The sequence below is a fragment of the Flavobacterium frigoris PS1 genome, assembly GCF_000252125.1.
Lineage (GTDB): Bacteria > Bacteroidota > Bacteroidia > Flavobacteriales > Flavobacteriaceae > Flavobacterium > Flavobacterium frigoris_A.
Map to the genome: position 1 here is coordinate 25,926 of NZ_AHKF01000023.1, position 24,288 is coordinate 50,213.

The 24,288-nt window shown below is 35.3% G+C and carries 22 protein-coding genes and 1 pseudogene; 13 read left to right on the plus strand and 10 right to left on the minus strand.

Annotated elements, in window-relative coordinates; all coding sequences use genetic code 11:
- Positions 1-83: 83 nt before the first annotated feature.
- Positions 84-509: a cytochrome c oxidase assembly factor Coa1 family protein gene (locus tag HJ01_RS14835; protein WP_007139297.1), complete on the minus strand. Its 426-nt coding sequence runs from the start codon at positions 507-509 to the stop codon at positions 84-86.
- Positions 510-1,661: 1,152 nt separating this feature from the next.
- On the opposite strand from HJ01_RS14835, the gene HJ01_RS14850 reads away from it, so the two are divergent.
- From HJ01_RS14850 to HJ01_RS14870, 5 genes are all read left to right on the plus strand, one after another.
- Positions 1,662-3,215, plus strand: coding sequence for a bifunctional response regulator/alkaline phosphatase family protein (locus HJ01_RS14850; RefSeq protein WP_007139300.1), 1,554 nt, complete (start codon positions 1,662-1,664; stop codon positions 3,213-3,215).
- Between the two features lie 95 nt (positions 3,216-3,310).
- Positions 3,311-3,718, plus strand: a complete 408-nt coding sequence (gene tsaE / locus HJ01_RS14855; protein WP_007139301.1) for a tRNA (adenosine(37)-N6)-threonylcarbamoyltransferase complex ATPase subunit type 1 TsaE — start codon at positions 3,311-3,313, stop codon at positions 3,716-3,718.
- 18 nt (positions 3,719-3,736) lie between these two features.
- Positions 3,737-4,210 (plus strand): GNAT family N-acetyltransferase, encoded by a 474-nt coding sequence (locus HJ01_RS14860; protein WP_007139302.1) that lies wholly within the window; start codon positions 3,737-3,739, stop codon positions 4,208-4,210.
- A gap of 94 nt (positions 4,211-4,304) precedes the next feature.
- Entirely contained in the window at positions 4,305-5,504 is a 1,200-nt protein-coding gene (locus HJ01_RS14865) for an alanine dehydrogenase (protein ID WP_007139303.1), read from the plus strand.
- 34 nt (positions 5,505-5,538) lie between these two features.
- Entirely contained in the window at positions 5,539-5,913 is a 375-nt protein-coding gene (locus HJ01_RS14870; RefSeq protein ID WP_007139304.1) for a DUF4258 domain-containing protein, read from the plus strand.
- 153 nt (positions 5,914-6,066) lie between these two features.
- On the opposite strand, the gene ung is transcribed toward HJ01_RS14870, so the two are convergent.
- Entirely contained in the window at positions 6,067-6,738 is a 672-nt protein-coding gene (gene ung, locus HJ01_RS14875; RefSeq protein WP_007139305.1) for a uracil-DNA glycosylase, read from the minus strand.
- 111 nt (positions 6,739-6,849) lie between these two features.
- Here ung and HJ01_RS14880 point away from each other — a divergent pair, with 111 nt between their 5' ends.
- The 3 genes from HJ01_RS14880 (at position 6,850) to HJ01_RS17990 (ending at position 9,748) form a co-directional block, all read left to right on the plus strand.
- Entirely contained in the window at positions 6,850-9,018 is a 2,169-nt protein-coding gene (locus HJ01_RS14880) for an endonuclease MutS2 (protein WP_007139306.1), read from the plus strand.
- Between the two features lie 111 nt (positions 9,019-9,129).
- Positions 9,130-9,546 (plus strand): thiol-disulfide oxidoreductase DCC family protein, encoded by a 417-nt coding sequence (locus HJ01_RS14885; RefSeq protein WP_007139307.1) that lies wholly within the window; start codon positions 9,130-9,132, stop codon positions 9,544-9,546.
- A 73-nt stretch (positions 9,547-9,619) separates the two neighbouring features.
- Positions 9,620-9,748, plus strand: a complete 129-nt coding sequence (locus HJ01_RS17990; protein WP_007139308.1) for a hypothetical protein — start codon at positions 9,620-9,622, stop codon at positions 9,746-9,748.
- 54 nt (positions 9,749-9,802) lie between these two features.
- On the opposite strand, the gene ettA is transcribed toward HJ01_RS17990, so the two are convergent.
- From ettA to holA, 3 genes are read right to left on the minus strand one after another with little or no spacing between them, the layout of a single operon-like run.
- Positions 9,803-11,497, minus strand: a complete 1,695-nt coding sequence (ettA, locus tag HJ01_RS14890) for an energy-dependent translational throttle protein EttA (RefSeq protein WP_007139309.1) — start codon at positions 11,495-11,497, stop codon at positions 9,803-9,805.
- 42 nt (positions 11,498-11,539) lie between these two features.
- Entirely contained in the window at positions 11,540-11,722 is a 183-nt protein-coding gene (locus HJ01_RS14895) for a CAL67264 family membrane protein (RefSeq protein WP_007139310.1), read from the minus strand.
- A 46-nt stretch (positions 11,723-11,768) separates the two neighbouring features.
- Positions 11,769-12,773 carry a DNA polymerase III subunit delta gene (gene holA, locus HJ01_RS14900; protein ID WP_007139311.1) on the minus strand — a complete coding sequence of 335 codons (1,005 nt, stop codon included), beginning with the start codon at positions 12,771-12,773 and terminating at the stop codon, positions 11,769-11,771.
- Between the two features lie 76 nt (positions 12,774-12,849).
- Here holA and HJ01_RS14905 point away from each other — a divergent pair, with 76 nt between their 5' ends.
- The 3 genes from HJ01_RS14905 (at position 12,850) to HJ01_RS14915 (ending at position 15,199) form a co-directional block, all read left to right on the plus strand.
- Positions 12,850-13,296, plus strand: a complete 447-nt coding sequence (locus HJ01_RS14905) for a type I restriction enzyme HsdR N-terminal domain-containing protein (RefSeq protein WP_007139312.1) — start codon at positions 12,850-12,852, stop codon at positions 13,294-13,296.
- A gap of 9 nt (positions 13,297-13,305) precedes the next feature.
- Positions 13,306-14,292, plus strand: coding sequence for a glycosyltransferase family 2 protein (locus HJ01_RS14910; protein WP_007139313.1), 987 nt, complete (start codon positions 13,306-13,308; stop codon positions 14,290-14,292).
- 73 nt (positions 14,293-14,365) lie between these two features.
- Entirely contained in the window at positions 14,366-15,199 is an 834-nt protein-coding gene (locus HJ01_RS14915) for a flagellar motor protein MotB (RefSeq protein WP_007139314.1), read from the plus strand.
- A 276-nt stretch (positions 15,200-15,475) separates the two neighbouring features.
- Here HJ01_RS14915 and HJ01_RS14920 read toward each other — a convergent pair whose 3' ends face one another.
- From HJ01_RS14920 to HJ01_RS14930, 3 genes are all read right to left on the minus strand, one after another.
- A complete protein-coding gene (locus HJ01_RS14920) occupies positions 15,476-16,096 on the minus strand; it encodes an L-threonylcarbamoyladenylate synthase (RefSeq protein ID WP_007139315.1) in 621 nt (206 codons plus the stop codon).
- Positions 16,097-16,173: 77 nt separating this feature from the next.
- Positions 16,174-18,507 (minus strand): ATP-dependent helicase, encoded by a 2,334-nt coding sequence (locus HJ01_RS14925; protein WP_007139316.1) that lies wholly within the window; start codon positions 18,505-18,507, stop codon positions 16,174-16,176.
- A gap of 206 nt (positions 18,508-18,713) precedes the next feature.
- Positions 18,714-19,481 carry a sulfite exporter TauE/SafE family protein gene (locus HJ01_RS14930; RefSeq protein WP_007139317.1) on the minus strand — a complete coding sequence of 256 codons (768 nt, stop codon included), beginning with the start codon at positions 19,479-19,481 and terminating at the stop codon, positions 18,714-18,716.
- 156 nt (positions 19,482-19,637) lie between these two features.
- Here HJ01_RS14930 and HJ01_RS14935 point away from each other — a divergent pair, with 156 nt between their 5' ends.
- Entirely contained in the window at positions 19,638-20,159 is a 522-nt protein-coding gene (locus HJ01_RS14935) for a hypothetical protein (protein WP_007139318.1), read from the plus strand.
- A gap of 5 nt (positions 20,160-20,164) precedes the next feature.
- On the opposite strand, the gene HJ01_RS14940 is transcribed toward HJ01_RS14935, so the two are convergent.
- Entirely contained in the window at positions 20,165-22,228 is a 2,064-nt protein-coding gene (locus HJ01_RS14940) for a M1 family metallopeptidase (RefSeq protein ID WP_007139319.1), read from the minus strand.
- A 103-nt stretch (positions 22,229-22,331) separates the two neighbouring features.
- Here HJ01_RS14940 and HJ01_RS14945 point away from each other — a divergent pair, with 103 nt between their 5' ends.
- Positions 22,332-23,069, plus strand: a complete 738-nt coding sequence (locus HJ01_RS14945) for a diphthine--ammonia ligase (RefSeq protein ID WP_007139320.1) — start codon at positions 22,332-22,334, stop codon at positions 23,067-23,069.
- A gap of 82 nt (positions 23,070-23,151) precedes the next feature.
- On the opposite strand, the pseudogene HJ01_RS14950 reads toward HJ01_RS14945, so the two are convergent.
- Positions 23,152-24,267, minus strand: a pseudogene (locus HJ01_RS14950) (M24B family metallopeptidase); the annotation flags it as partial.
- Positions 24,268-24,288: the final 21 nt, after the last annotated feature.

Below are 24,288 nucleotides of genomic sequence, written 5' to 3' on the forward strand. Positions count from 1 at the left end.
CAGTTATCAATTACTGTTTTATCTCAATAAACCCTCTTTTTTTACTTTACAAAATCATCATTTATACGTACTAGTTCCTTCTACTATATAATTTCTATAATTTCATTCTTGGATTTTATCCTAATATTAATTTTTTCATATTCCCAATTACTCCCCTTTTTGAAGGCCAAAATATCCATTTTTGCATTTGTCTTACTCCCCTTAATTCGTACTGTAGTTTCTATGCGCTGCTTATCAGTTGAATATTTTGTACTTCCCTCTAATATGGCTAATTGGTCCAAAGGTTGTAAATCACCAAGAATAGCTATTACTTTTTGATTTGCTTTTACTTTTTCCAAAGCATTTTCATAAAGTGCCTTTTCTGAATAGGCTTGTACTAAATCAAGACCTTCACTATTCATGTTAGAAATTAAAAATAGTCCAATCCCTATTACAAACACAGCAGCCGCAATGAACCATTTCCAGTAACTTTCCCACCAATTTTTTCTGTAGACTAAATCATTATTCATTTTCTCTCATTTTGAGTTAATACTACTTTGATAGTACAACTGCCTTAACTCCGGTCTTGTTCCTCAGTCATCTTTTCAGCATTTCTTATATCGAGATACGATTTCATAAAGAGCACTGCTATCCCCAATCTAAAAAATCGATACACCCAAATATTAACTTCCCAAAAGAATAATTCGTGAGTCATTTCAATATCGAATAACGAGTCGATAAAGGAAATTAAAAATACGATGGCAAATACGAGATAAACATTTTTGTGCATTTTCATAAAGAATTGTGTATTTATTTTAATGATTTCTTTCGATGGAAATATAGCTTTCCAATTTTATTTCGGCGGTATTACTGATATTAAATTGAGCTATCAAAAGTAGTGTTTTTATAATAGTACTCATCTGGTTCGTAAAACCCAAGCATAATTTAAAACTTAAAAGTTAGACATTATAATGCCTCCTTAATTACCTTTAACTATTCAATTCTCAATTCATATTCCTATTTTCGCTCCCTAATTCACCTCTCTTGGAGGGGAATTTCAAAACGAGGTTTCCTAGGCTTTCTCTCCTTTCTCGTATACCTATGAAACTATTATCCAACAACTTATTTTTTTATCTGTTCAATTTGAAAGTAACAGTCATAAATCTCTCAAATAAAATCTAAAACACACTTAGACTTCTATTTAAAAACACAATGTTTCAAATACATAAAGCTATCTTTAATTTTAATTGTTAAATTCCCTTCTTTAGGTCGGGGTGGGGATTTATTTCTTTACTTACTCTCAATTATATTTTTCAGCTTCCCAAATATAAGATTTATTCTACTAAATCGTTCCTGTCCCAAATATAACAATACGCAAAGCAATCTCTTTAAGGTTTCCCTCACTTTTTCTGTAATTATAAATACAAAGCACAATCAAATCCCAAATCCCGCGTGAGGGACGGAAACGGAAAGCCCACAGTTCAGGCTTTTTGGCCGGACGAGGACTTGCAGTGGACTGCCCGACCGGAGCTTTTGCGGAGGGCACGCCCAAAAAAATGTTCGATAGTTTGCATCACTAGTTTTAGTCTTAAATTTTATAATAATATTAATAACTAAGCGCTTGAAAAAGCTGTAAATTGGCAGATTGATTTAGTACTATACATTCCTTTTGATACATACTTATGGACAAAATAAAAATACTTTGGGTTGATGATGAAATCGATTATCTGAAACCGCACATTCTATTCTTAGAGAAAAAAAACTACAGTGTCACCACCTGCAATAACGGTCGTGACGCAATTGATATATTTGAAAACGAAAATTTTGACATAGTATTTCTAGACGAGAATATGCCCGGCATGAGCGGCCTAGAAACCCTATCTGAAATGAAAGAAAAAAAATCAGCCATTCCTATGATTATGATCACTAAAAGTGAGGAAGAATATATCATGGAAGAAGCCATAGGCTCTAAAATTGCCGATTATTTGATCAAACCGGTCAATCCAAACCAGATTCTATTGAGTTTAAAAAAGAACTTGGACCACTCTCGTTTGATTTCGCAAAAAACGACTTTGGATTACCAAAAAGAGTTCAGGAAAATTTCCATGGAAATGGCGATGGTGAATTCCTATGAAGATTGGGTTGAACTATACAAGAAATTGATATTTTGGGAACTTAATCTGGAAAACATCAATGACCATGGAATGATTGAAATATTAGAATCCCAAAAAGCGGAGGCCAACTCCCAGTTTGGAAAATTCATCGAACGTAATTACGAAGATTGGTTTTTGCCGAAAGCGGACAAACCTGTACAATCGCATACCCTATTTAGAGAATTAGTAGTTCCTGAAATAGTAAAAAAAGACAAACCCATTCTATTTGTGGTGATTGACAATTTGCGCTACGACCAATGGAAAGTTTTTGAAAGCGAAGTTTCTAACTATTATAAGCTAGAAAAGGAAGTGCCATACTACTCTATTTTGCCTACGGCTACACAATATGCCCGAAACGCTATTTTCTCTGGTTTGACACCTCTTGAAATGGAGAAGCAGTTTCCCCAATATTGGAAAAACGATCCCGAAGAAGGAGGGAAAAACCTTTACGAAGCAGAATTTTTGTCAGCGCAATTAAAACGATTGGGACTAAATATAAAAGAAGATTATTTTAAAATCACCAATTTAGCATCAGGAAAAAAACTGGTAGAAAACTTCAAGGGATTAAAAGAAAACGACTTGGTAACTGTAGTGTACAACTTTGTTGATATGCTCTCACACGCCAAAACCGAAATGGATGTGGTAAAAGAATTAGCATCAGATGACAAAGCGTATCGTTCGCTAACTTTGAGCTGGTTTAAGAATTCTCCTCTTTTGGAAATTATCCAACAGGCACAAAAACTGGGTTTCAAATTAATATTAACTACAGATCACGGCACTATCAATGTAAAGAATCCTTCTAAAGTGGTGGGCGATAAAAACACCAGTCTGAATTTGAGATACAAAACCGGTCGAAGCCTCACTTATGAATACAAAGATGTGTATGCAGCAAAAGACCCAAAAAAAATAGGTTTACCTAGCATAAATATGAGCAGTTCTTATATTTTTGCAAAGAACGATTTGTTTCTGGCGTATGTCAATAATTACAACCATTATGTGAGCTATTATAAGAATACCTACCAGCACGGCGGAATCTCACTGGAAGAGATGATTATTCCGTTTTTAATATTTAATCCGAAGTAATTTTTTTGTTTCAAGTTTAAAGTTTCATATTTTGTCTTTTCAAAAAAAATCAAGGCATGAAACTCATATTTCAAAATTTAAAATAATAATAAAAAATGGAATTTATTTTTTCATTAGATGAAATCGAAAATGTAGCGCGTAGCGTAGTCGCCGAAAACCCCAATAAAGTAATCCTTTTTCATGGGGAAATGGGAGCGGGGAAAACTACTTTTATTAAACAACTGGCTAAGGAATTGGGTGTTACGGAAGCTACAAGTAGCCCAACCTTTTCATTAGTTAATGAGTACGAAGCTACTAATAATCAATTAGTTTACCATTTTGACTTTTACAGGTTAAAACATGAAACCGAAGCCTTAGACATGGGAGTTGATGAGTATTTATATTCAGGCAACTGGTGTTTTATCGAATGGGCTGAACAGATTCCAAATCTTGTCCCAGAAATACATTCGATTATCACTATCAAGGAACTTCCTGACGGCAGACGCACTTTAAAATTAAGTTAAATCATAACTATTGATTTTATGAATATAGATAATACTGTTACAATTATACCCTTCTCCTCCGATCTGACGGAACCCATAAAAACCCTGAATATCGAATGGCTCAAAAAATATTTTAAAATTGAGCCTAAAGACGAAAAGGTACTTTCTAATCCACAAGAGGAGATCATAGATAAAGGTGGAATGATTTTTTATGCCAAATATAATGGCAAGATCGTAGGTACCGTTTCCTTGATAAAAGTTACCGACACTGTGTTTGAACTAAGTAAAATGGCAGTTACAGATGACGTACAGGGACTAGGAATAGGAAAGAAACTGCTACAACACTGCGTTGATATTGCTCAAGAACAAGGTATCCAAAAAATCATCTTGTACTCTAACAAAGGCTTAAAACCAGCTATTCATTTGTATGAAAGATTCGGTTTTGTAGAAGTTCTTTTGGAGGATGGCGTTTATGAAAGGGCGGATATTAAAATGGAAAAAATTATTTCCTAATTAATATTACTTCCAAATACCAATTTCTGTGCACTAAAAACATTTTATTTCTAATCTTTTTTGCGTATTTTTACTTCAAATCATCCTATTAACAATGTCAATATCATTTACGCCTTTTACAAAACAACAGTTATTGCCTCAAGAAGAAAAACTAGAGGTAGCTAGAAAAAAAAGCGATCTTTTCATCGGTATTCCCAATGAGACTAGTTATCAAGAACGCCGTATTTGTCTTACTCCAGATGCTGTAAACTCCTTAACTTTTAATGGACATAGGGTAATGATTGAAGCCGGCGCAGGAGAGAGTTCCAGCTACTCGGACAAAGAATATAGCGATGCAGGCGCAGAAGTAACTAACGACACTAAAAAAGTATTTGGTTGTCCAATGATATTAAAAGTCGGACCTCCCACGATTGCAGAAATCGAAATGATGAACAGTCAGACGATCCTGATATCATCCATTCAACTAAAAACAACCAGAAAAGCTTATTTTGAAGCCCTAAGTAAAAAGAAAATTACTGCTTTAGCTTTTGAATATATAAAAGATGAAGATGGTACCTACCCAGCGGTTCGCTCATCAAGCGAAATTGCAGGTACGGCTTCTGTACTAATTGCTGCCGAACTGATGATTACTAATGAATTCGGAAAAGGACTACTATTTGGTAATATTACAGGCGTTCCTCCTACTGATGTTGTAATATTAGGCGCCGGAACTGTTGGTGAATTTGCAGCTAAAACGGCAATAGGTCTAGGAGCAAGCGTAAAAGTTTTCGACAATTCTATCACTAAATTAAGACGTTTACAAAACAATATAAATCAACGGATTTTTACTTCAACCATTCAACCAAAATCTTTACTGAAAGCTTTAAGACGTTGTGACGTTGCTATTGGCGCCATGAGCGGCATTGAGCGCTGCCCTGTTGTGGTTACAGAAACAATGGTCGAGCACATGAAAAGAGGTGCGGTAATCGTAGACGTGAGTATTGATACTGGCGGTTGCTTTGAAACCTCAGAAGTAACCTCACATGAAAAACCTACATTCATAAAAAGTAATGTCGTACACTACTGTGTCCCTAATATTCCTTCTCGTTATTCTAAAACTGCCTCTCTTGCCATAAGCAATATCATTAGTCCTTATTTAATGCAAATTGCAGAGGATGGTGGTATAGAAAGCGCCATTCGATGCGACATCGGATTAAAACACGGGGTTTATCTTTATCATGGAATATTAACAAGCAAAGTCATTGGCGACTGGTTCGATTTACCAAATAACGACATCAATTTAATTGTGTTTTAAGTAAACTTTCAATTACCTTTGCAAAAAAAAATTCATGAAGTTTGCACAACGTTTTGCCTACTATTTAGTAGGATTAGTAATGGGGCTGTTTTTTGTGGCTATGGTTTTTAGTGGAAAAGACACCCGATGTAATTATTTTCCGAATTCTAGAGTTTTGAATGATTTAAGAAACAAACCTTTCCATTATTCTGAAAAAGCCTCTAAAGTCTTGGCCGAAAAATGGATTGATACCATTGACATAAAAAATACTTTACAGTACGGAGATGTTGACTTTGACAAAAGCAACACCGAATTCAAAAAAGCAAAAATGTACGTCATTGAAGGAAAAACAGTAAAAAACGTTGAAATCATCCTAAAGGTGAGCAACGGCTCTGATAAAGCTACCTTGGAAGAAATTATCAAAAAATAACATTCTCATAATTTGGGCGTGCCAGAATTAAAAAAAGGGGCTAATTATCAATTCGGTAATTAGCCCCTTTTTTTAATGGCGTCGGGCTATACGCGCTACTTCGGTAGCCTGCTCCTATCCCTCACGCGAATAACGCGAAATTACAACGTCTTTCTAAAACCATGAAATATCCATTTTTCCCTCTTTTTTTAAATACTCATTTGTTTTACTAAAATGTTTATTTCCAAACCATTTACCCTGATTGGCGCTCATAGGAGAAGGATGTCCCGCTTCTAAAACTAAGTGTTTGCTTCTATCAATTTTACGCCCTTTTTTATGCGCAAAAGCCCCCCAAAGTAAGAAAACAATCCCTTCTTTTTCATCAGAAATCTCCTGAATAACAGCATCTGTAAAAACATTCCATTTCAAGTGTTTATGACTATTAGGAATATCTTTTCTTACCGTTAGTGACGCATTCAAGAGTAAAGTGCCTTGTTTCGCCCAATGTTCTAAGTTTCCTGAAGTAGGCAAAAAAATACTGCCAAGATCATCATTGATTTCCCTGAAAATATTTCGTAACGAAGGCGGAATTCGAACTCCGTCATTTACCGAAAAACACAAGCCATTGGCCTCCCCTTCCCCATGATATGGATCTTGACCAATGATAACCACTTTCAAATCGTCAAAACTACAATTGTCAAAAGCAGCAAAAATCAAATCGGCAGGAGGATAACAAGTATATTCCTCATATTCCTGCTCCACATTCAACATTAATTCCTCAAAATAGGTTTTTTGAGTTTCACCAGACAAAATAGTTTTCCATTCCTGATTTAAAGAAATTTTCATTTAATAAATTTTATAACAAAGTTGCAAAGTTTTTAGTAATCTACACTACAATATACTCTTTTTTAACTCTGAATCTTTGTAACTTTGTTGCTTTGCAACTTATCTTATAAAATGATATCCATCACCGAAAAAACATTACAAGATTTACAATTTCCAACCGTTCTAGAAACGATTTCTACAATCTGTAATACAGACATTGGAAAACAAAAAGCTTTAGAGATAACTCCCTTTAAAGACAAAGAAAGTTTGATGCAGGCTTTAATGCAAACATCTGAATATGTTTCCTCTTTCCAAAACAACAATGCCATTCCCAATCATGGCTTTGATGCCATCACTCATGAAATTAAGTTTCTGGCAATAGAAGATAGTTTTCTTGAGGTAGGAAGTTTTAGAAAAATTGCGACCCTTTCGGCTACCGTTAATTTTTTATTGAATTATTTCAAAAAATTTGATGATTATTATCCTCGTTTAAATACCAGGGCCAACGAAGTTGAACTAACCAAGGAAATCATTTCTTATATTGACCAAATCGTTGATAAATACGGTGAGATAAAAGATAATGCATCACCAGTACTTTTAGATGTTCGAAGAAATATGAACTCAGTACGAGGCAAAGTAAATCAAAGCTTTGGTTCGGCATTGACACAATACAACAGTTTAGGTTATCTTGACGACATCAAAGAAAGCTTCGTTCAAAACCGTCGGGTTTTAGCTGTTTTGGCCATGTATCGTCGAAAAGTAAAAGGATCTATATTGGGAAGCTCTAAAACAGGAAGCATCGCTTATATCGAACCAGAAGCTACTTTACAATATTCTCGGGAATTAAGCAATTTAGAATATGAAGAATCCGAAGAGATTATGCGTATTTTAAAGCAATTATCGAATGATATCCGTCCCTTTTTACCCTTATTAAAACAATATCAAGATTTTCTAAGTGATATCGATGTAATTGCCGCCAAAGCAAAATACGCAAATCGAATTAACGGTATTTTACCTCATATTACAGATAACCGTAGACTCTATTTTAGAGATGCCTACCACCCTATTTTATATCTGAATAACAAACAGAAAAAAGAAATTACGCATCCGCAGACTATTGAATTACAACAGGAAAACAGAATAATAGTAATTTCTGGACCTAATGCTGGAGGTAAAACCATATCATTAAAAACCGTAGGTTTACTTCAATTGATGTTACAATCAGGTATGTTGATTCCAGTTCATGAACGTTCTGAAACTTTTCTTTTCGACAGAATACTAACAGATATCGGAGACAACCAATCTATTGAAAATCATCTTAGTACATATAGCTACCGACTGAAGAACATGAACTACTTTCTCAAGAAGTGCAATAGCAAAACGATGTTCCTAATTGATGAATTTGGTACAGGCTCTGATCCGGAATTGGGCGGTGCCTTAGCTGAAATTTTTCTCGAAGAGTTTTACCATCGGGAGGCCTTTGGGATTATAACAACACATTATTCAAACTTAAAAATATTAGCAAACGAATTACCATTTGCAACCAACGCCAACATGATGTTTGACGAAAAGTCATTAGAGCCCATGTACAAATTGGCCTTGGGCCAAGCAGGAAGTTCTTTTACTTTTGAGGTAGCTTTGAAAAACGGAATTCCTTTTAGCTTAATTAATCGAGCCAAAAAGAAAATTGAAGTTGGAAAAGTACGTTTTGACAAGACCATTGCCACCCTTCAAAAAGAACGTTCTAAAATGGAAAAAACCTCTCAAACATTAAAAGAGGAAGAAACCAAAGCGCGCGAAGAAGGAAAAAAAATGGAAAGCATTAATGTAAAGATTAAGCAGAAACTGGAAAGCTATCAGGAATTGTATGATAGCAACCAAAAAACAATATATATAGGCCAGAAAATTGAAGATATAGCGGAGAAATATTTCAATAATAAAAGTAAAAAAGATCTTATTGGTGAGTTTTTAAAAATCGTCGAAATCGAAAATTCAAAGCGTAAAAAAGCTACAACCAAAGAAGCGAAGGCCATCGTAGCAAAGAAAAAAGAAGTGATTGAGGAAGTCACCGTTCACGTTGAAGAAATAAGGAAAGAAAAGAAAGAAAAGAAACTAAAACCCGTTATAGAAAAACCTAAAGCAATTATTCGGTTAGGAGATCGCGTCCGAATGCTAGATGGAAAAGCCGTAGGAACAATTGACACTATCGAAAAAAACAAAGCAACCGTAAATTATGGTATGTTTACCTCTAAAGTGAGTTTGGATGAGCTTGAGCTGGTTGAAGCGGTTAAGAAGAAGTAAAAAATCAAGTGTCAGGTTTAGTGTGCTCAGTTATGCATCAAACTATTTTACTCAAACTGATTCATTATTTCAGTCACTTCAATAAATTAACAACAAATACAGACCGCATAAATGATAGACCTGCCTCATAATAAAAAAATAATTCTATTTGATGGAGTGTGCAATTTATGCAGTACAGCAGTACAATTTGTGATTAAAAACGACAAAAAGGACCTTTTTAGATTTGTTGCTTTACAATCTGATCTTGGTCAACGTATTATAAAGCATATTGGTATTGACACTAAAACTACGGACAGCATTATTCTTTATGAACCGGGAATTGCGTATTATATTAAGTCTGAAGCAGCATTAGAAATAGCAAAGTATCTAAGCGGCGGTCTAGCATTATTATCCATTTTTAAAGTGCTACCAACCGCTCTAAAAGACAGCTTATACGACTACATCGCCAGAAACCGCTACAAATGGTATGGAAAAAAGGACAACTGCATGATTCCTACTCCTGAATTAAAATCAAAATTTTTGGACTAAAATGATTTTCCTGACTTTTATCATATTATGTCAAGTTCAAAACTTTTAATTTTGGTACCTAAAATCAATATACATGAAAAATTTAACACTTATCACTTGGGATAGCGGTTCCATTATTATTGTTTTTGTCTTTGGTTTTGTGATACTGGCACTAGTGGCCACCGTATTTTTACTAATGAACAACGACAAGAAAAAGAAATAAAAAAAAGGATATCTAAATTTAGATATCCTTTTTTAATAAATTGAAAATTCAGAATTAGCTTCTGATTAATTTTCTGTATTTCAATCGTTTTGGAGTTAAATCACCACCTAAACGTTTTTTCTTGTTTTCTTCATATTCAGAGAAACCACCTTCAAAGTAGTACACCTCAGAGTTCCCTTCAAAGGCTAGAATGTGTGTACAAATTCTATCCAAGAACCATCTATCATGCGAAATTACCACTGCACAACCAGCAAAATTATCCAATCCTTCCTCTAATGCACGTAGTGTATTAATATCCAAATCATTGGTAGGTTCATCCAGTAACAATACGTTTCCTTCTTCTTTTAATGTCATTGCAAGATGCAAACGGTTACGTTCCCCTCCTGAAAGTGTAGACACTTTTTTGTTCTGATCACTTCCTCCAAAATTGAAACGGCTTAAGTAAGCACGTGAATTCACTTGGCGGCCACCCATCATAATCAATTCCTGACCATCACAGAAGTTTTCCCATATTGATTTATTAGGATCAATATTAGAGTGTGCTTGATCGACATAAGCAATCTTTACAGTCTCTCCAATAACAAACTCCCCTGCATCCGGTTTTTCTTCTCCCATTATCATCCTGAAAATAGTCGATTTACCAGCACCATTGGGTCCGATGATTCCAACAATTCCGGCTTGTGGCAAAGTAAAATTTAAATTATCATACAATAATTTATCACCATATGCTTTAGCAACACCTTTTGCCTCAATAACATTTGTTCCTAAACGGGGACCGTTCGGGATATAAATTTCTAGATTTTCATCTAATGCTTTTTGATCTTCGTTTAATAACTTATCGTAGTTCTGTAAACGCGCTTTTTGCTTCGTTTGACGTCCTTTGGCTCCTTGACGAACCCAGTCCAACTCACGTTCCAAGTTTTTTCTACGTTTTGAAGCTACTTTTTCTTCTAAAGCCATACGGCTTGACTTTTGGTCTAACCAAGAAGAGTAATTTCCTTTCCACGGAATACCTTCACCTCTATCTAGCTCTAATATCCAACCAGCCACATTATCTAAGAAGTATCTATCGTGCGTTACAGCGATAACCGTTCCTGAATATTGTGCTAAATGTTGCTCTAACCAAAGTACACTTTCTGCATCCAAGTGATTCGTAGGCTCATCCAGAAGCAATACATCAGGCTGTTGCAATAACAAACGACATAAAGCTACACGACGACGCTCACCACCAGAAAGGTTCTTAATAGGAGTATCTGCATCTGGAGTACGTAACGCATCCATCGCTATTTCTAATTTGGTATCGATCTCCCAAGCTCCAAGTGCATCGATTTTATCTTGCAAAAGCGCCTGACGGTCCATCAATTTTTCCATTTTATCGGCATCTTCATACACTTCAGGAAGACCAAAACTATCATTAATTTGATTAAATTCTTCCAATACTGCCATTGTTTCAGCAACACCTTCACGAACAATTTCGATAACGGTTTTGCTGTCGTCAAGAATTGGCTCTTGCTCTAAATAACCTACTGTATATCCTGGCGCAAAAACTACATCACCTTGGTAGTTTTTGTCAACTCCAGCAATAATTTTCAACAACGAAGATTTTCCAGATCCGTTAAGACCCAAAATACCAATCTTAGCTCCGTAGAAAAAGCTTAAATAGATGTTTTTTAATACTTGTTTATCGCTACTTGAGTAGGTTTTACTCAATTTCGACATTGAGAATATTACTTTCTTATCGTCTGACATTTTTTTTTATTTATTATTATAATTCAACATTTAAAATACAACCTACAGTCTACCCTTAAGTGAGCTAAAAACCCAAGCATTTGCCAGGAATCCAACACCGACAGCAGCGAATCCCCATCCAGAAACATCGCTATACTTGAAAGCACCGAGCCCTATTAAAAGCAACCCCATTAAAATCATTATAAAAGTTGCCCATCCTAAGACGGTATTCTTATTCATTCCCATGATTATGACGTATTTTATTAATTGCAAATATCGTGAAATTTAACCGCTAATTGAAAATATTATAGAGCATTTCTCGTAACAAATCGGAATTTGACATGGCATTTGCGCCAACTCCTTTGCTTTTTACGTCAATATCCCTTAGTGAGGCCACTATTTGACTTACCTTTCTCATAGGGTAATTCTTTAGCGCTACATCATATTCTTTCATGAAAAAAGGATTAACACCTATAACTGAAGCAACATTCTTCGGGTTTTTGTCTTTCAGGCCATGGTATTTAAGCAATTGGATAAAGAATCCAAAAACCAAACTCGTGGTAACCACCATTGGATTTTCTTTTGGATTGTTTGCAAAATTCTCTGCAATGGTATAGGCTTTCAGTTGATTTCGTTCGCCTATCGCCTTTCTTAGTTCAAAAACATTAAAATCCTTGCTGAATCCTATGTTTTCCTCTATATCTTTCGGAGTAATCACACTTCCTTTCGGCAGGACAATTTGCAGTTTTTCAAGCTCATTATTTATTTTTCCCAAATTGTTTCCTAAAAACTCAACTAACATGGCATTTGCCTTAGGTTCGATAGTATATTTTTTATTGGCCAATATGCGTTTTATCCAGTCACCTACCTGATTTTCATATAGTTTTTTACTTTCGTAAACCAATCCCGACTTCGCCAGAGATTTGGTCGCTTTTTTACGTTTGTCTAAGGTTTTGTATTTATAACAAATCACCAAAACCGTAGTTAGCATCGGATTTTCAGCATAACTTTCTAGTTTATCAATGGTACGGCTCAGATCTTGGGCCTCTTTGACAATTACCACTTGACGTTCCGCCATCATAGGGTATCGCTTGGCGGTTGAAACTACGTCTTCTATTGATACATCCCTACCATACAATACAGTCTGGTTGAACCCTTTTTCCTCCTCGGACAATACATTTTTTTCAATATAATCTGATATGATATCGATGTAATAGGCTTCTTCTCCCATTAGGAAATAGATCGGCTTGATGTTTCCTCCTTTTATGTCATTTAAAATCTTTATTACCTCGTCCATATTTTTGGTTTAAAGCTTAAAGTTTAAAGTTGGTCTCAACTTGCTAAACTTTAAACTAAATAACTATTTTTGCTTCATGCAAAAACTGAATTTTTATTCTTATTCTTTTCGCCTCAAAAATAGCGAAAATAAAGTGTCTATTTTTGATGAAATCAGGAAAAAATTTATCGTTCTAACTCCAGAGGAATGGGTTCGCCAACATGTTGTCCAGTTCTTATTGGAAGAAAAAAACTACCCTAAATCCCATATAAATGTAGAAAAAGTATTAAAAGTCAACGGATTGCGAAAAAGATATGATGTAGTGGTTTATAATCCTGACGGTTCTATTTATATCCTAATCGAATGTAAAGCACCCGAAATAAAAATTGCACAAGCCACCTTTGACCAAATTGCACGTTATAACATGACCATGGATGCTAAATTTTTGATGGTAACCAATGGCTTGAACCATTACTTTTGCCAAATGGATTTTGAAAATGAAAAATATCAGTTTCTAGCTGATCTTCCAAACTATACTACCTAAATAAATAAAATGAAAATAGCAGTCGTTATCCTGAATTGGAATGGAGTTACTTTACTGGAGCAATTTTTACCGTCAATACTACAATTTTCACCCGAAGCCACTGTGTATTTAGCTGACAACGCTTCGACAGACAATTCTATTTCGTATGTGACCACTCATTTCCCTACGGTACAAATCGTAAAAAACGATATTAATTTCGGCTTTGCGCAGGGCTACAACGAGGCCCTAAAACATATTGATGCTGAAATCTATGCTTTAGTCAATTCAGATATCGAGGTAACAGAAAACTGGTTACTACCCATCATAGCAACTTTCGAAAAGGAACCACAAACAGCAATCATCCAGCCTAAGATTCTGGATTTCAAAAACAAAGATTATTTTGAATACGCAGGTGCTGCAGGGGGTTTCATTGATAAATATGGATATCCATACTGTCGCGGACGCGTTTTTGAAATAGTAGAAAAAGACAAGGGCCAATATAATGATGATTGTGAAATATTCTGGGCATCAGGTGCCTGTTTTTTCATAAGGAGTTCCATTTACAAGGAACTCAACGGTTTTGACGACGATTTCTTTGCCCATCAAGAGGAGATCGATTTGTGTTGGCGCGCATCCAATAAAGGCCATAACATAAAATACAATCATAAGTCCGTAGTCTACCATGTAGGGGGCGCAACATTGCAACAAGGTAATCCTAAAAAGACTTTTTTGAATTTCAGAAACTCATTGTTAATGTTAACCAAAAATTTACCAAAGAAAAAGTTATATTCTGTTCTAATTTCCCGAATGCTACTAGACGGTCTAGCAGGAATTCAATTTATTTTTAAAGGAAATTTTTCTCATTTTACGGCTATTTTAAAAGCACATGCGTCTTTTTATAGTTTATTTTCAAATACTTACAAAAAAAGAGGCCTTATTCAATCAAAAAAATACTATAATACCAAAAGTATCGTTTATAACTACTACCTCAAGGCTGGCAAGGTATTTGTTAAGTAATTTTAACAGTAATTTATATCAAATATTTAATCATTAAAAACTAACTTTGCACTTGAACCTAACAAAAAAATCTATGAAAAAAATTGTAATTGCATTATCAGTTTTAGCACTTTTAAGCTCTTGTGTTTCTAAAAAGAAATACACTGATTTAGAAACTAGAAATAAAGAAACACAGGATCTGTTAAACAGTTGTACTGTGAAATTAAACTCATGCTTAGAAGAGAAGGCTGGACTTACTGCAACAGTTGCAGGTTTAAAAGAACACAACCAAACGCTTATCAGTACATCTAAGGACATGACTATATTGACTACCAAAGGTGCAGAAAATATTGAAAAAGCTTTAGAATCAATCAAAGAGAAAGATTTGAAAATTACTAGAATGCAAGATGCATTAACTAAAAAAGACAGTGTTACACTTGCTTTAGTTACTAGCTTGAAAAGTTCAGTAGGGTTAAATGATCCAGATATTGAAATTAATGTTGAAAAAGGTGTTGTATTTATCTCAATTGCAGATAAATTATTATTCAAAACTGGAAGCTACGTTGTATCTGATAGAGCAAAAGCAGTTTTATCTAAGGTAGCAAAAGTAGTTAACGACAAACCTGATTTTGAATGTATGGTTGAAGGTCATACTGACAATGTTCCTTTAACTGGAAACGGTGTTTTACTTGACAACTGGGATTTAAGTGTGAAACGTTCTACTTCTATCATCAGAGTATTGACAGATGAATTGAAAGTAAATCCAGCGCAATTGATTGCTGCGGGAAGAAGCTCATACATTCCATTAGTTGCTAACGATTCAGCAGAAAATAGAGCTCGTAACAGAAGAACTCGTATTGTTGTATTGCCTAAAATCGATCAATTTTATGATATGATTGAAAAAGAAATGAAAAAACAAAAACAATAGTTTTTAATTTCATTTGACATAAATAAAAACGTCTCGAATATCGAGACGTTTTTTTTTATGTCAACTATTTTTTCATTCCAATCTAATTCTGTGAAATAACTTAAAAAGAAAAAGCAGGTCGATTGACCTGCTTCTATGCATCCTTAATCCTTTTCTAATAACCAATTAAATATTTATCAAGAATGGCATGCTATACGTGAATAAATTCTTATTTTATCTTAGACAAAAATAATAATTATTTTAATGTAAACAACAATTAAGCCAAAAATCGCGATGTTACAATATATCAAGACTTCCTTTTCCTTCTCTGATAATTTCTGGTTCATCTCCTGACAAATCAATAATTGTAGAACCCACATTATCTCCGTAACCTCCATCTATAACCATGTCAACAAGATTCTGCCACTTTTCAAAAATAAGTTCCGGATCTGTTGTATATTCTATTACGTCATCGTCATCATGTATCGAAGTTGAGACAATTGGGTTTCCTAATTGACGTACAATCTCCAATGCAATAGAATTATCCGGCACACGTATCCCCACGGTTGTCTTTTTCTTAAATTCTTTAGGCAAACTATTGTTCCCTGGCAAAATAAAAGTGTACGGCCCAGGCAATGCTCTTTTTAATATTTTAAAAGTAGCCGTGTCAATTTGCTTCACATAATCCGACAAATTACTTAAATCGTGACAAACAAACGAAAAATTAGCCTTATCCAGCTTTATTCCTTTTATCCTGGCGATTCGTTCTAAAGCTTTGGTATTTGTGATGTCACATCCCAATCCATAAACAGTATCGGTCGGGTAAATAATTAAACCACCATCTTTCAGCACCTTTACTACCTTCGCAATAGCAGCCTCACTGGGTTTATCTGGGTAAATCTTAATAAATTCTGCCATTATATTTTTGTTTAAAGTTTTAGGTTTAAAGCTTCAGGTTTTGCTGCTTTCCAACAACCTTGAACTTTAAACTTTTTTTATCCGATTATATCTAATTTTGCAAAACGCAATAATAACTTTTTGATACCTCCAACTTCAAATTTGATTTCCGCTTTTTTATCAGCTCCTCCTCCTTCAATGTTTAACACTTGTCCTCTACCAAAGCGTTCATGCATTACTACATTTCCCGCCACTAATTTATTATCAAACAAGTTTGCAGTTCCTAATGGTCCTTTATCTAATAAAGGCTTTAATTTCCTAACGCTAACATCAGATCTTGATTCACCGTTTGCACTAGGTTTTGGAGGTGTTCCATTCGCCGGTTTTGCTAAACGCAATTTTGATTTGTCAACATCACCAAAAATATCACTATCAATCATAGGCTTATAACGGTAATTATTTTCTGCAGGCGTCAGGTACTCTAAATACTGAGCATCAATCTCCTCAATAAAACGAGAAGGTTCGCTATCAGTCAATTTACCCCAGCGGTATCGCGATTGCGCATAAGTCAAATAAGCCTGATGCTCCGCACGAGTTAATGCCACGTAAAATAATCTTCTTTCCTCTTCTAATTCGCTTCTGGTACTCATACTCATAGCACTAGGAAACAAATCTTCCTCCATACCTACCACGAAAACATGAGGAAATTCTAGTCCTTTGGCCAGGTGAATGGTCATCAAAGCCACACGATCTTCATCACTTGTGTCCTTGTCTAAATCAGTTGCCAAGGCCACGTCTTCCATGAATTCTGATAATGCACCTCGCGCACCGTCAATTTCTTTTTGACCTTCAGTAAAATCCTTGATTCCGTTTAATAACTCTTCTATATTTTGAACCTTAGCCATCCCTTCCGGAGTAGCATCTTTCTTTAATTCCTGTACCAATCCTGTTTTCTTAGAAACGTGGTCGGTGATAAAAAAGGCATCTTGATTTTCATTTATCACCTGAAAACTCTGAATCATAGTAACAAAATCAAGCAGTTTTTGCTTTGTTCCTGAATTCAATTTCAAGTCAATTTTATCTATATTTTGCATCACCTCAAAAATAGAACGCTTGTAATGATTAGCGGCCACTAATAATTTTTCGATGGTTGTATTACCAATTCCTCTCGCAGGATAATTAATTACCCTCATTAATGCTTCTTCATCTTTCGGATTGATTACCAATCGCAAATAACACAGCACATCTTTAATTTCTTTTCTTTGGTAAAAAGACAGACCTCCGTAAATTCGATACGGAATATCACGCTTTCTCAACGCATCCTCCATAGAACGAGACTGTGCATTGGTGCGATACAAAATGGCAAATTGACCATTAGTCATTTGGTTTTGCATCTTTTGTTCGAATATTGTACTAGCAACAAAACGCCCTTCTTCGGCATCAGTCATGCTGCGGTGCACTTTTATCTTTGGACCAAAATCATTAGCTGTCCACACAATTTTATCTAATTTGACTTTATTTTTATCAATAATTGTATTAGCCGCTTCAACAATATTTTTTGTCGAACGGTAATTCTGTTCCAATCTAAAGGTTTTGACACCTTCGTAATCCTTTTGAAAATTCAGAATGTTGTTAATATTTGCACCACGAAAGGCGTATATACTTTGCGCATCATCCCCTACCACACATATGTTCTGGAACTTATCAGATAAGGCCCTAACAATCAAATATTGAGAGTGATTGGTATCTTGGTACTCATCAACCAATATATATCGAAAACGGTTTTGGTATTTCGCCAACACTTCAGGGAAACGAGTCAACAATTCATTGGTTTTCAACAATAAATCATCAAAATCCATGGCACCCGACTTGAAGCATTTTTCTACATATTTTTGGTACAACTCACCCATTCGCGGTTTTTTGGACATAGCGTCCGCTTCCTGCAAATCGGGATCATTGAAATACGCTTTTACGGTAATTAAACTATTTTTAAAATTTGAAATTCTACTCAAAACCTGTTTTGGTTTATAGACGTCTCTATCCAACTGCATTTCTTTGATAATTCCAGAAATAGCACGAAGCGAATCCTGAGAATCATAAATAGTAAAATTAGACGGATAGCCTAAAAGAGAGGCTTCGGAACGTAGAATTCTAGCAAAAACAGAGTGAAAAGTTCCCATCCAAAGATTTTTAGCTTCACTGGAACCAACAATATCCGAAATACGCTTTTTCATTTCACGCGCTGCCTTATTGGTAAAAGTAAGCGACAAAATACTAAATGCATCTATTCCCTGGTGCATCAAATAGGCAATACGTATTGTCAACACACGTGTTTTTCCTGAACCGGCACCAGCTATAATAATCATTGGTCCGTCTTTCTGTAATACTGGTTCGCGTTGTGCTTCGTTAAGTTGGGCAATGTATTTTTGCATGGAGAATTTCTATTTATGCAAAAATAAGAATTTAAGAGTTAATAAAGTTGGAACTCCTAAAGTTTTAAAGACTTAAGCCATTAGAAAAAACTATAGATACTGCTTGCTCACATTTTCACTTTCGATCCAAGCAAATTGACAAACGCAAAATACTATTCCTATTACTTCATAAAGTTTAAGATTAAAACTTTCAGCGACAGCGTAATTTATATAAAAAAGACATCGTAGGCAAATCGAATCAAGGTTCCCACTACAACAACTAAGAAGAAAATTCTGATAAAACTATTTCCTTTACTAATAGCCAATTTAGCACCGAGCCATCCTCCCATTGCGTTACTTGCAGCCATAGGTAAAGCAATTGCCCAAATAATTTTTCCTTTGATAGCAAAGAGACAAATCGAACCAAAATTGGTCGCTAGATTCACCATTTTAGCATTTGCGGAAGCATGCAAAAAATCAAAACCCATCAAAGCAATAAATGCCACCACAAAAAAACTTCCGGTTCCCGGGCCGATAAATCCGTCATAAAAACCAACAATAAAACTGATCATGATCGCATTCAAAATCAGCGTTTTTTCTGAAATATTTTTTTCTACGTGTTGTCCAAAATTTTTCTTGGCGTAGGTATAAATCGCCAAAAGAGAAAGTATAAAAAGCAATAACGGCTTCATGAAATCATTGCTCATGTAAGTCAACAATGTGGAACCCATGAAAGCGGAAGGCAAGGCCACAGCCATCATAGTTAAAAGTAGCTTCCAATTCATATTTACCTTCTTTAAGTATTGGTAAGCAGCAAAGGAAGTACCGCTGAAAGCAGGTATTTTCAAGGTTCCAATAACGGTGGAAACCGGTAAATTAGGAAGTAAAATCAGACCTGCCGGAGTTTGAATCAAACCACCACCGCCTACTATGGCGTCAATAAATCCAGCTGCGAAAGCGGCGACACAAAGAAAAATAATGATATACGACTCCATTGACGGTCTCAAATAAAAAATTAAACTGATGCGCCTAAAATTAGCACCATTCCCACATTTAATTTGCAAAAATACTATTCCCTGTATTTATACAATACAATTGAAGAGGAATTCTCATCAAAAAGTATATTTTTGCTTATCAAAATTTACATTACAATGGATTCAACTATTTTAACAGAAATAATCGCCTATACTTTACCTTCTTTAATCACTGGAGTTGTCGCGTACTCATTATTTAATGCCCATTTCAAAGACCAACAAAATACGAGACGATGGTTGCTACAAAAAGACAATCAAGCAGCGAGCTTGCCTTTAAGATTACAAGCATACGAACGTATGACTTTATTCATGGAACGAATCAATCCGTCGCAATTATTAGTCAGAATTACACCTCTTTCTGATGACAAAAACGATTATCGGAATTTTGTAATTGCCCAAATAGAGCAAGAATTCGAGCACAATTTGACACAGCAGATATACATATCAGATGAATGCTGGTCCATTATTGTAACTGCCAAAAATGCTACAATTCAGATCGTTCGTCTGGCTGCAAAAAACGAAAAAGTAACCGATGCAAATAGTCTACGCGAAACGATCCTAAGTGATTTATTAGAAAAACCATCTCCTAGTAGTGCGGCCTTAGCCTTTATCAAAAACGAAGTGGGTCAATTGTGGTAAATCGCTTATTCTTTCAATAAACGATTCAGTTGAAATTGCTCCTTTTCATTTAGCTCAGGTAAAATCCTTTCCAATGAAGTTCTCATTTCGCTATTTTTCAATAGAACCCGAATATTATCTCTTCCAAATTTAGAAAACTGCCACATATGATGCGTTGTGGCATTGACCAAGTTTTGTAAAACTGTATCATCTATTAACTTAAAAGCGATCAGTTTAGTCAAAGCATTTTGTCTTGTGATAGCCTCATAATTAACGGACGAATAATTGATCAGTTCCCCTATTAAAGCAGCTTGATCATTTGAATAGTCTGGGGTTGACAAAGCCAACGACAACCATAAAGTTCTTAGATTATAATCATTGTAACCTATCCAACTCTTCGACGCATTTAAATATTTAGCACGAAATTCAGGAAAGTTATTCCATAAATTATATAAAGCAATTTCTTGCGTTTGATATGATTTGTCATTTAATAGCGTCTCATATTCTTCTCTAAAACTTTCCGGAATAGTGCGCAATTCAATTGCTACAACCTGACGCACTTGAACCTCATCAGTTGCCAAAGCCAAATGCAATAGCTGCTTCTTAGCTGCAAATTTTTCGTTTTTCAGTTGGCTTATAATAGCTTCTTTAACCGTGAAATAAACATCTGACTGCATTATTTTTGCAAAGAAATCTTCTTTTTCATTCAGCGGTTTTCCTTTCAATTTCTCCACTTCAAACAACAACTGTATCATTTTATTTTCACTCATTAACTCATTAGCTAACTCAGCATTAAATACTGAAGACTCAAGCCATTCTTTACTGAATTTATCCAAGTCATAATCTGACACTTTTCTCAGCTCATCAAAGAAATTTTCTGTGGTGACGTTTTGAAAGGCATATTTTTTCAAATAAGTTCGTACCGCTTTTTTAAACGCCGGATCGCCGATAGCATCATGCAGCACAAATAGTGCCCAAGCGCCTTTTTGATAAAAACTCAATGAACTGGCTTTAGCATTCAAAACCGGAATCGAATCTGTTCTTGAAGCGTATTTTATCTGCTGTGCTGATTGGTATAATTTGGAATAAAAGTAATCATCACCGTATATATCGCGTTCCGCTAACAAGGCATAATAAGTTGCAAAACCTTCCTGCAACCAATGATGTTTTCCACTCTCTGCTGTGATTAAATTTCCAAACCATTGGTGCGCTAATTCATGTGCATTTACATTGGTATAATTTCGATCCTCAAAACCTATCGAGTCCACAATATACCGACTCGCAAATAATGTTGCCGAAGTATTTTCCATTCCCGCATACAGGAAATCTCGAACAGGAATTTGTTTATAGATTTGCCAAGGATACTTCACCCCTATTTCGTCTTCTAAGAAATCAAACATTTGCGCAGAATAGCGGTAGGTAGGTTCAAATTTACCAGCATCTTTGCCTTCTAAATACAATTCTAAAGGCGTTCCACATTTTGATTTTTGGAGGTGTATGTCGTATTTTCCAATGCCAACCATCAGGAGGTAGGAACTCATTGGTTTTTCCATTTCATATTTCCACCGAGTAACCTCATCAGCTATTATTTTTTCTTTTAATATGCCATTCGAAACCACTTGATAGCCACTGCCAAAAGAAACAGTCAAATTAAAAACCAACTTTTCATTGACATCATCAAAACTCGGGAACCAATTGCTAGTGTATTTCCCTTGCCCCTGTGTCCAGATTTGCAAATTGTCTTTTTCCTCTGAGCCCACAAAATACATGGTCTGCTTCGGGTATGCCACATAATTGAAACTAATGTTGCTTTTTCCCTTTTTGAAAGGATAGATCAATAAAAGCTGTTTGCCATCATTAATGAATTTTAATGATTTATCATTTAAAGCAACCCTAGAAAACTCCATGTTTTGCGCATCAATTTTAATAGTATCAATGGCATTCAACACCTCAACCGAATAGCTAACGGAACCTGAAACTGATTTTTCGGTAGGATTAATTGTTATTTGGCCATGAACTGATTTGAAATCGACAGATTTTGTCTGTTGTGCGAATGCAAATGAGGTGATAAAAAGAAGTAGGTATTTCATTATTCGATTCAATAAGGGGTCAATGGGACCAAAGTTACAAAGGTTTCATAAACAAACAGAACATATTTTGTAAGTTTACTTCCAAAACCACAACACAAATACATTGAAAAAGAAAGCCCTATTTAACTGGAGCAGCGGAAAAGATTCTGCTTTAGCCTTATATAAAATTTTACAAGAACCCGAGTTTGAAATCAGCTGTTTGCTGACGAGTGTCAACCAACATTTTCAACGCATCTCGATGCATGGCGTTCGGGTCGAATTGTTGCATCAGCAAGCTCAAAGCATTGGACTACCATTAGAAATTATGCAAATTCCCGAAATGCCTACAATGGAAGCCTATGAAGAGGTAATGAATAAAACATTGGGGAAACTGAAAGAACAAGGTGTAACACATTCTATTTTTGGAGATATTTTCCTAGAAGATTTGCGCAAGTATCGCGAAGACAAACTTGCCGAAATAGGTTTTAAAGCCGTTTTTCCACTATGGAAAGTACCAACTACGGAGCTTTTACAAGAATTCATCGATCTAGGCTTTAAAACGATTGTTGTTTGTGTCAATGAGCGCTTTCTCGACAAAAGCTTTGTAGGCAGAGTAATTGACCAAGATTTTATCAATGATTTACCTGCCAATGTAGATGTATGTGGCGAAAACGGAGAATTCCACACCTTTACTTTTGATGGTCCTATTTTCTCGAAACCCATTGCTTTTGAAATTGGCGAAGTGGTTTACCGAAAGTATGAAAGACCTGAGAAAGAAGATTCGTTAGATACTGCTTGCGATACCAGCGCTTCAGATGCCTTTGATTATGGGTTCTGGTATTGTGATCTAATTGAAAAGTAGATCACAGCAAAAAGCTCCGAATTCTGCTGGATTTGGAGCTTTTTATTTTACAACCGTAATAAACCTTAGATTCTATAAAAGTTTAGTCCAATTTTGGCAAATGAAAATCGTCAAAAACACTTTTCTCTGCCATCAACGCTTCTATATCTTGAGACTTTCTCGGTGCTTCTGCAGACAGATTTATAGGTCCGTTAGGAGTTATTAAAATATCATCTTCAATTCGCACCGCAATTCCCCACCATTTTTTATCGCAATCTGAGCCATTAGGAATGTAAATTCCTGGTTCTATAGTTATGACCATATTATTTTCTATCAAATTGTATAAACCTGGATCATGAACGTCTAATCCTATGTGATGTCCCAGTCCATGTGGAAAAAATTTTGCAGCTTTCTCGTCAGAATCAGCTATTCCTAATTTTATTAAACCTTCATAGATTACTTTACGAGCAATTACATCAGTGGATCTAAAAGTACTTCCGATTTTTGCTGCTGCTATTCCAGCCTCCTGGGCCTCATAAACCAAATCATAAATCAACTTTTGTTCTGGAGAAAATTTTCCGTTTGCTGGAATGGTACGGGTCACATCAGCAGTATAACCGTGGTATTCCGCACCCAAATCCATTAACACTAAATCGTTGTCTACTTTTGTCTTACTGTTTTCAATATAATGCAATACACAACCGTTATTCCCAGCACCCACAATAGAAGGATAACCTTCAAACTCACTTCCATATTTCTTATAAACGAATTCATGTACACCTTGAATTTCGGTTTCTGACATTCCGGGGTGCATCGCTTTCATGATTTCACGTTGTCCCATAGCCGAGATACGAATCGCCTTGGTCAGCAACACCATTTCCTCCTTGGTTTTTTTCTCACGCAAACTTGCCATATAGTTCGTAATGGATTTAGTATCTTGAACGGTCTTTTTACTGTGGATGTTTTTTTTAAGATTTAGTTCATTTTGCATTTGTGAATCCATTTTCGAGATTATATTTTCATGATATCCAATTTGTGTTTTAAAAGCGGCTACCAGCTTAGACAAATCGGCATTATCACGTTGTGAATTTCTGTAATCATCTTGAAACTCCTTGAACTGCACAGCAGAAAAACTGGAATAATCAATATCCGAGTTCAGAAACTCTTTGCCATTTAAGGCGACTTCGAAACCTAAATCTTTCTTAGCTCCTTCAGTACCCGCATTCTATGATAAAAAACA

Bases quoted from the DNA above. Each gene is read 5' to 3' on its own strand.
- HJ01_RS14835 (WP_007139297.1), bottom strand. From the start codon at position 509: ATGAATAATGATTTAGTCTACAGAAAAAATTGGTGGGAAAGTTACTGG.
- HJ01_RS14910 (WP_007139313.1), top strand. From the start codon at position 13,306: ATGAAAATAGCAGTCGTTATCCTGAATTGGAATGGAGTTACTTTACTG.
- HJ01_RS14870 (WP_007139304.1), top strand. From the start codon at position 5,539: ATGAAGTTTGCACAACGTTTTGCCTACTATTTAGTAGGATTAGTAATG.
- HJ01_RS17990 (WP_007139308.1), top strand. From the start codon at position 9,620: ATGAAAAATTTAACACTTATCACTTGGGATAGCGGTTCCATTATTATT.
- ettA (WP_007139309.1), bottom strand. From the start codon at position 11,497: ATGTCAGACGATAAGAAAGTAATATTCTCAATGTCGAAATTGAGTAAA.
- tsaE (WP_007139301.1), top strand. From the start codon at position 3,311: ATGGAATTTATTTTTTCATTAGATGAAATCGAAAATGTAGCGCGTAGC.
- HJ01_RS14915 (WP_007139314.1), top strand. From the start codon at position 14,366: ATGAAAAAAATTGTAATTGCATTATCAGTTTTAGCACTTTTAAGCTCT.
- HJ01_RS14935 (WP_007139318.1), top strand. From the start codon at position 19,638: ATGGATTCAACTATTTTAACAGAAATAATCGCCTATACTTTACCTTCT.
- holA (WP_007139311.1), bottom strand. From the start codon at position 12,773: ATGGACGAGGTAATAAAGATTTTAAATGACATAAAAGGAGGAAACATC.
- HJ01_RS14905 (WP_007139312.1), top strand. From the start codon at position 12,850: ATGCAAAAACTGAATTTTTATTCTTATTCTTTTCGCCTCAAAAATAGC.
- HJ01_RS14930 (WP_007139317.1), bottom strand. From the start codon at position 19,481: ATGGAGTCGTATATCATTATTTTTCTTTGTGTCGCCGCTTTCGCAGCT.
- HJ01_RS14860 (WP_007139302.1), top strand. From the start codon at position 3,737: ATGAATATAGATAATACTGTTACAATTATACCCTTCTCCTCCGATCTG.
- HJ01_RS14895 (WP_007139310.1), bottom strand. From the start codon at position 11,722: ATGGGAATGAATAAGAATACCGTCTTAGGATGGGCAACTTTTATAATG.
- HJ01_RS14850 (WP_007139300.1), top strand. From the start codon at position 1,662: ATGGACAAAATAAAAATACTTTGGGTTGATGATGAAATCGATTATCTG.
- HJ01_RS14865 (WP_007139303.1), top strand. From the start codon at position 4,305: ATGTCAATATCATTTACGCCTTTTACAAAACAACAGTTATTGCCTCAA.
- HJ01_RS14940 (WP_007139319.1), bottom strand. From the start codon at position 22,228: ATGAAATACCTACTTCTTTTTATCACCTCATTTGCATTCGCACAACAG.
- HJ01_RS14880 (WP_007139306.1), top strand. From the start codon at position 6,850: ATGATATCCATCACCGAAAAAACATTACAAGATTTACAATTTCCAACC.
- HJ01_RS14920 (WP_007139315.1), bottom strand. From the start codon at position 16,096: ATGGCAGAATTTATTAAGATTTACCCAGATAAACCCAGTGAGGCTGCT.
- HJ01_RS14925 (WP_007139316.1), bottom strand. From the start codon at position 18,507: ATGCAAAAATACATTGCCCAACTTAACGAAGCACAACGCGAACCAGTA.
- HJ01_RS14885 (WP_007139307.1), top strand. From the start codon at position 9,130: ATGATAGACCTGCCTCATAATAAAAAAATAATTCTATTTGATGGAGTG.
- ung (WP_007139305.1), bottom strand. From the start codon at position 6,738: ATGAAAATTTCTTTAAATCAGGAATGGAAAACTATTTTGTCTGGTGAA.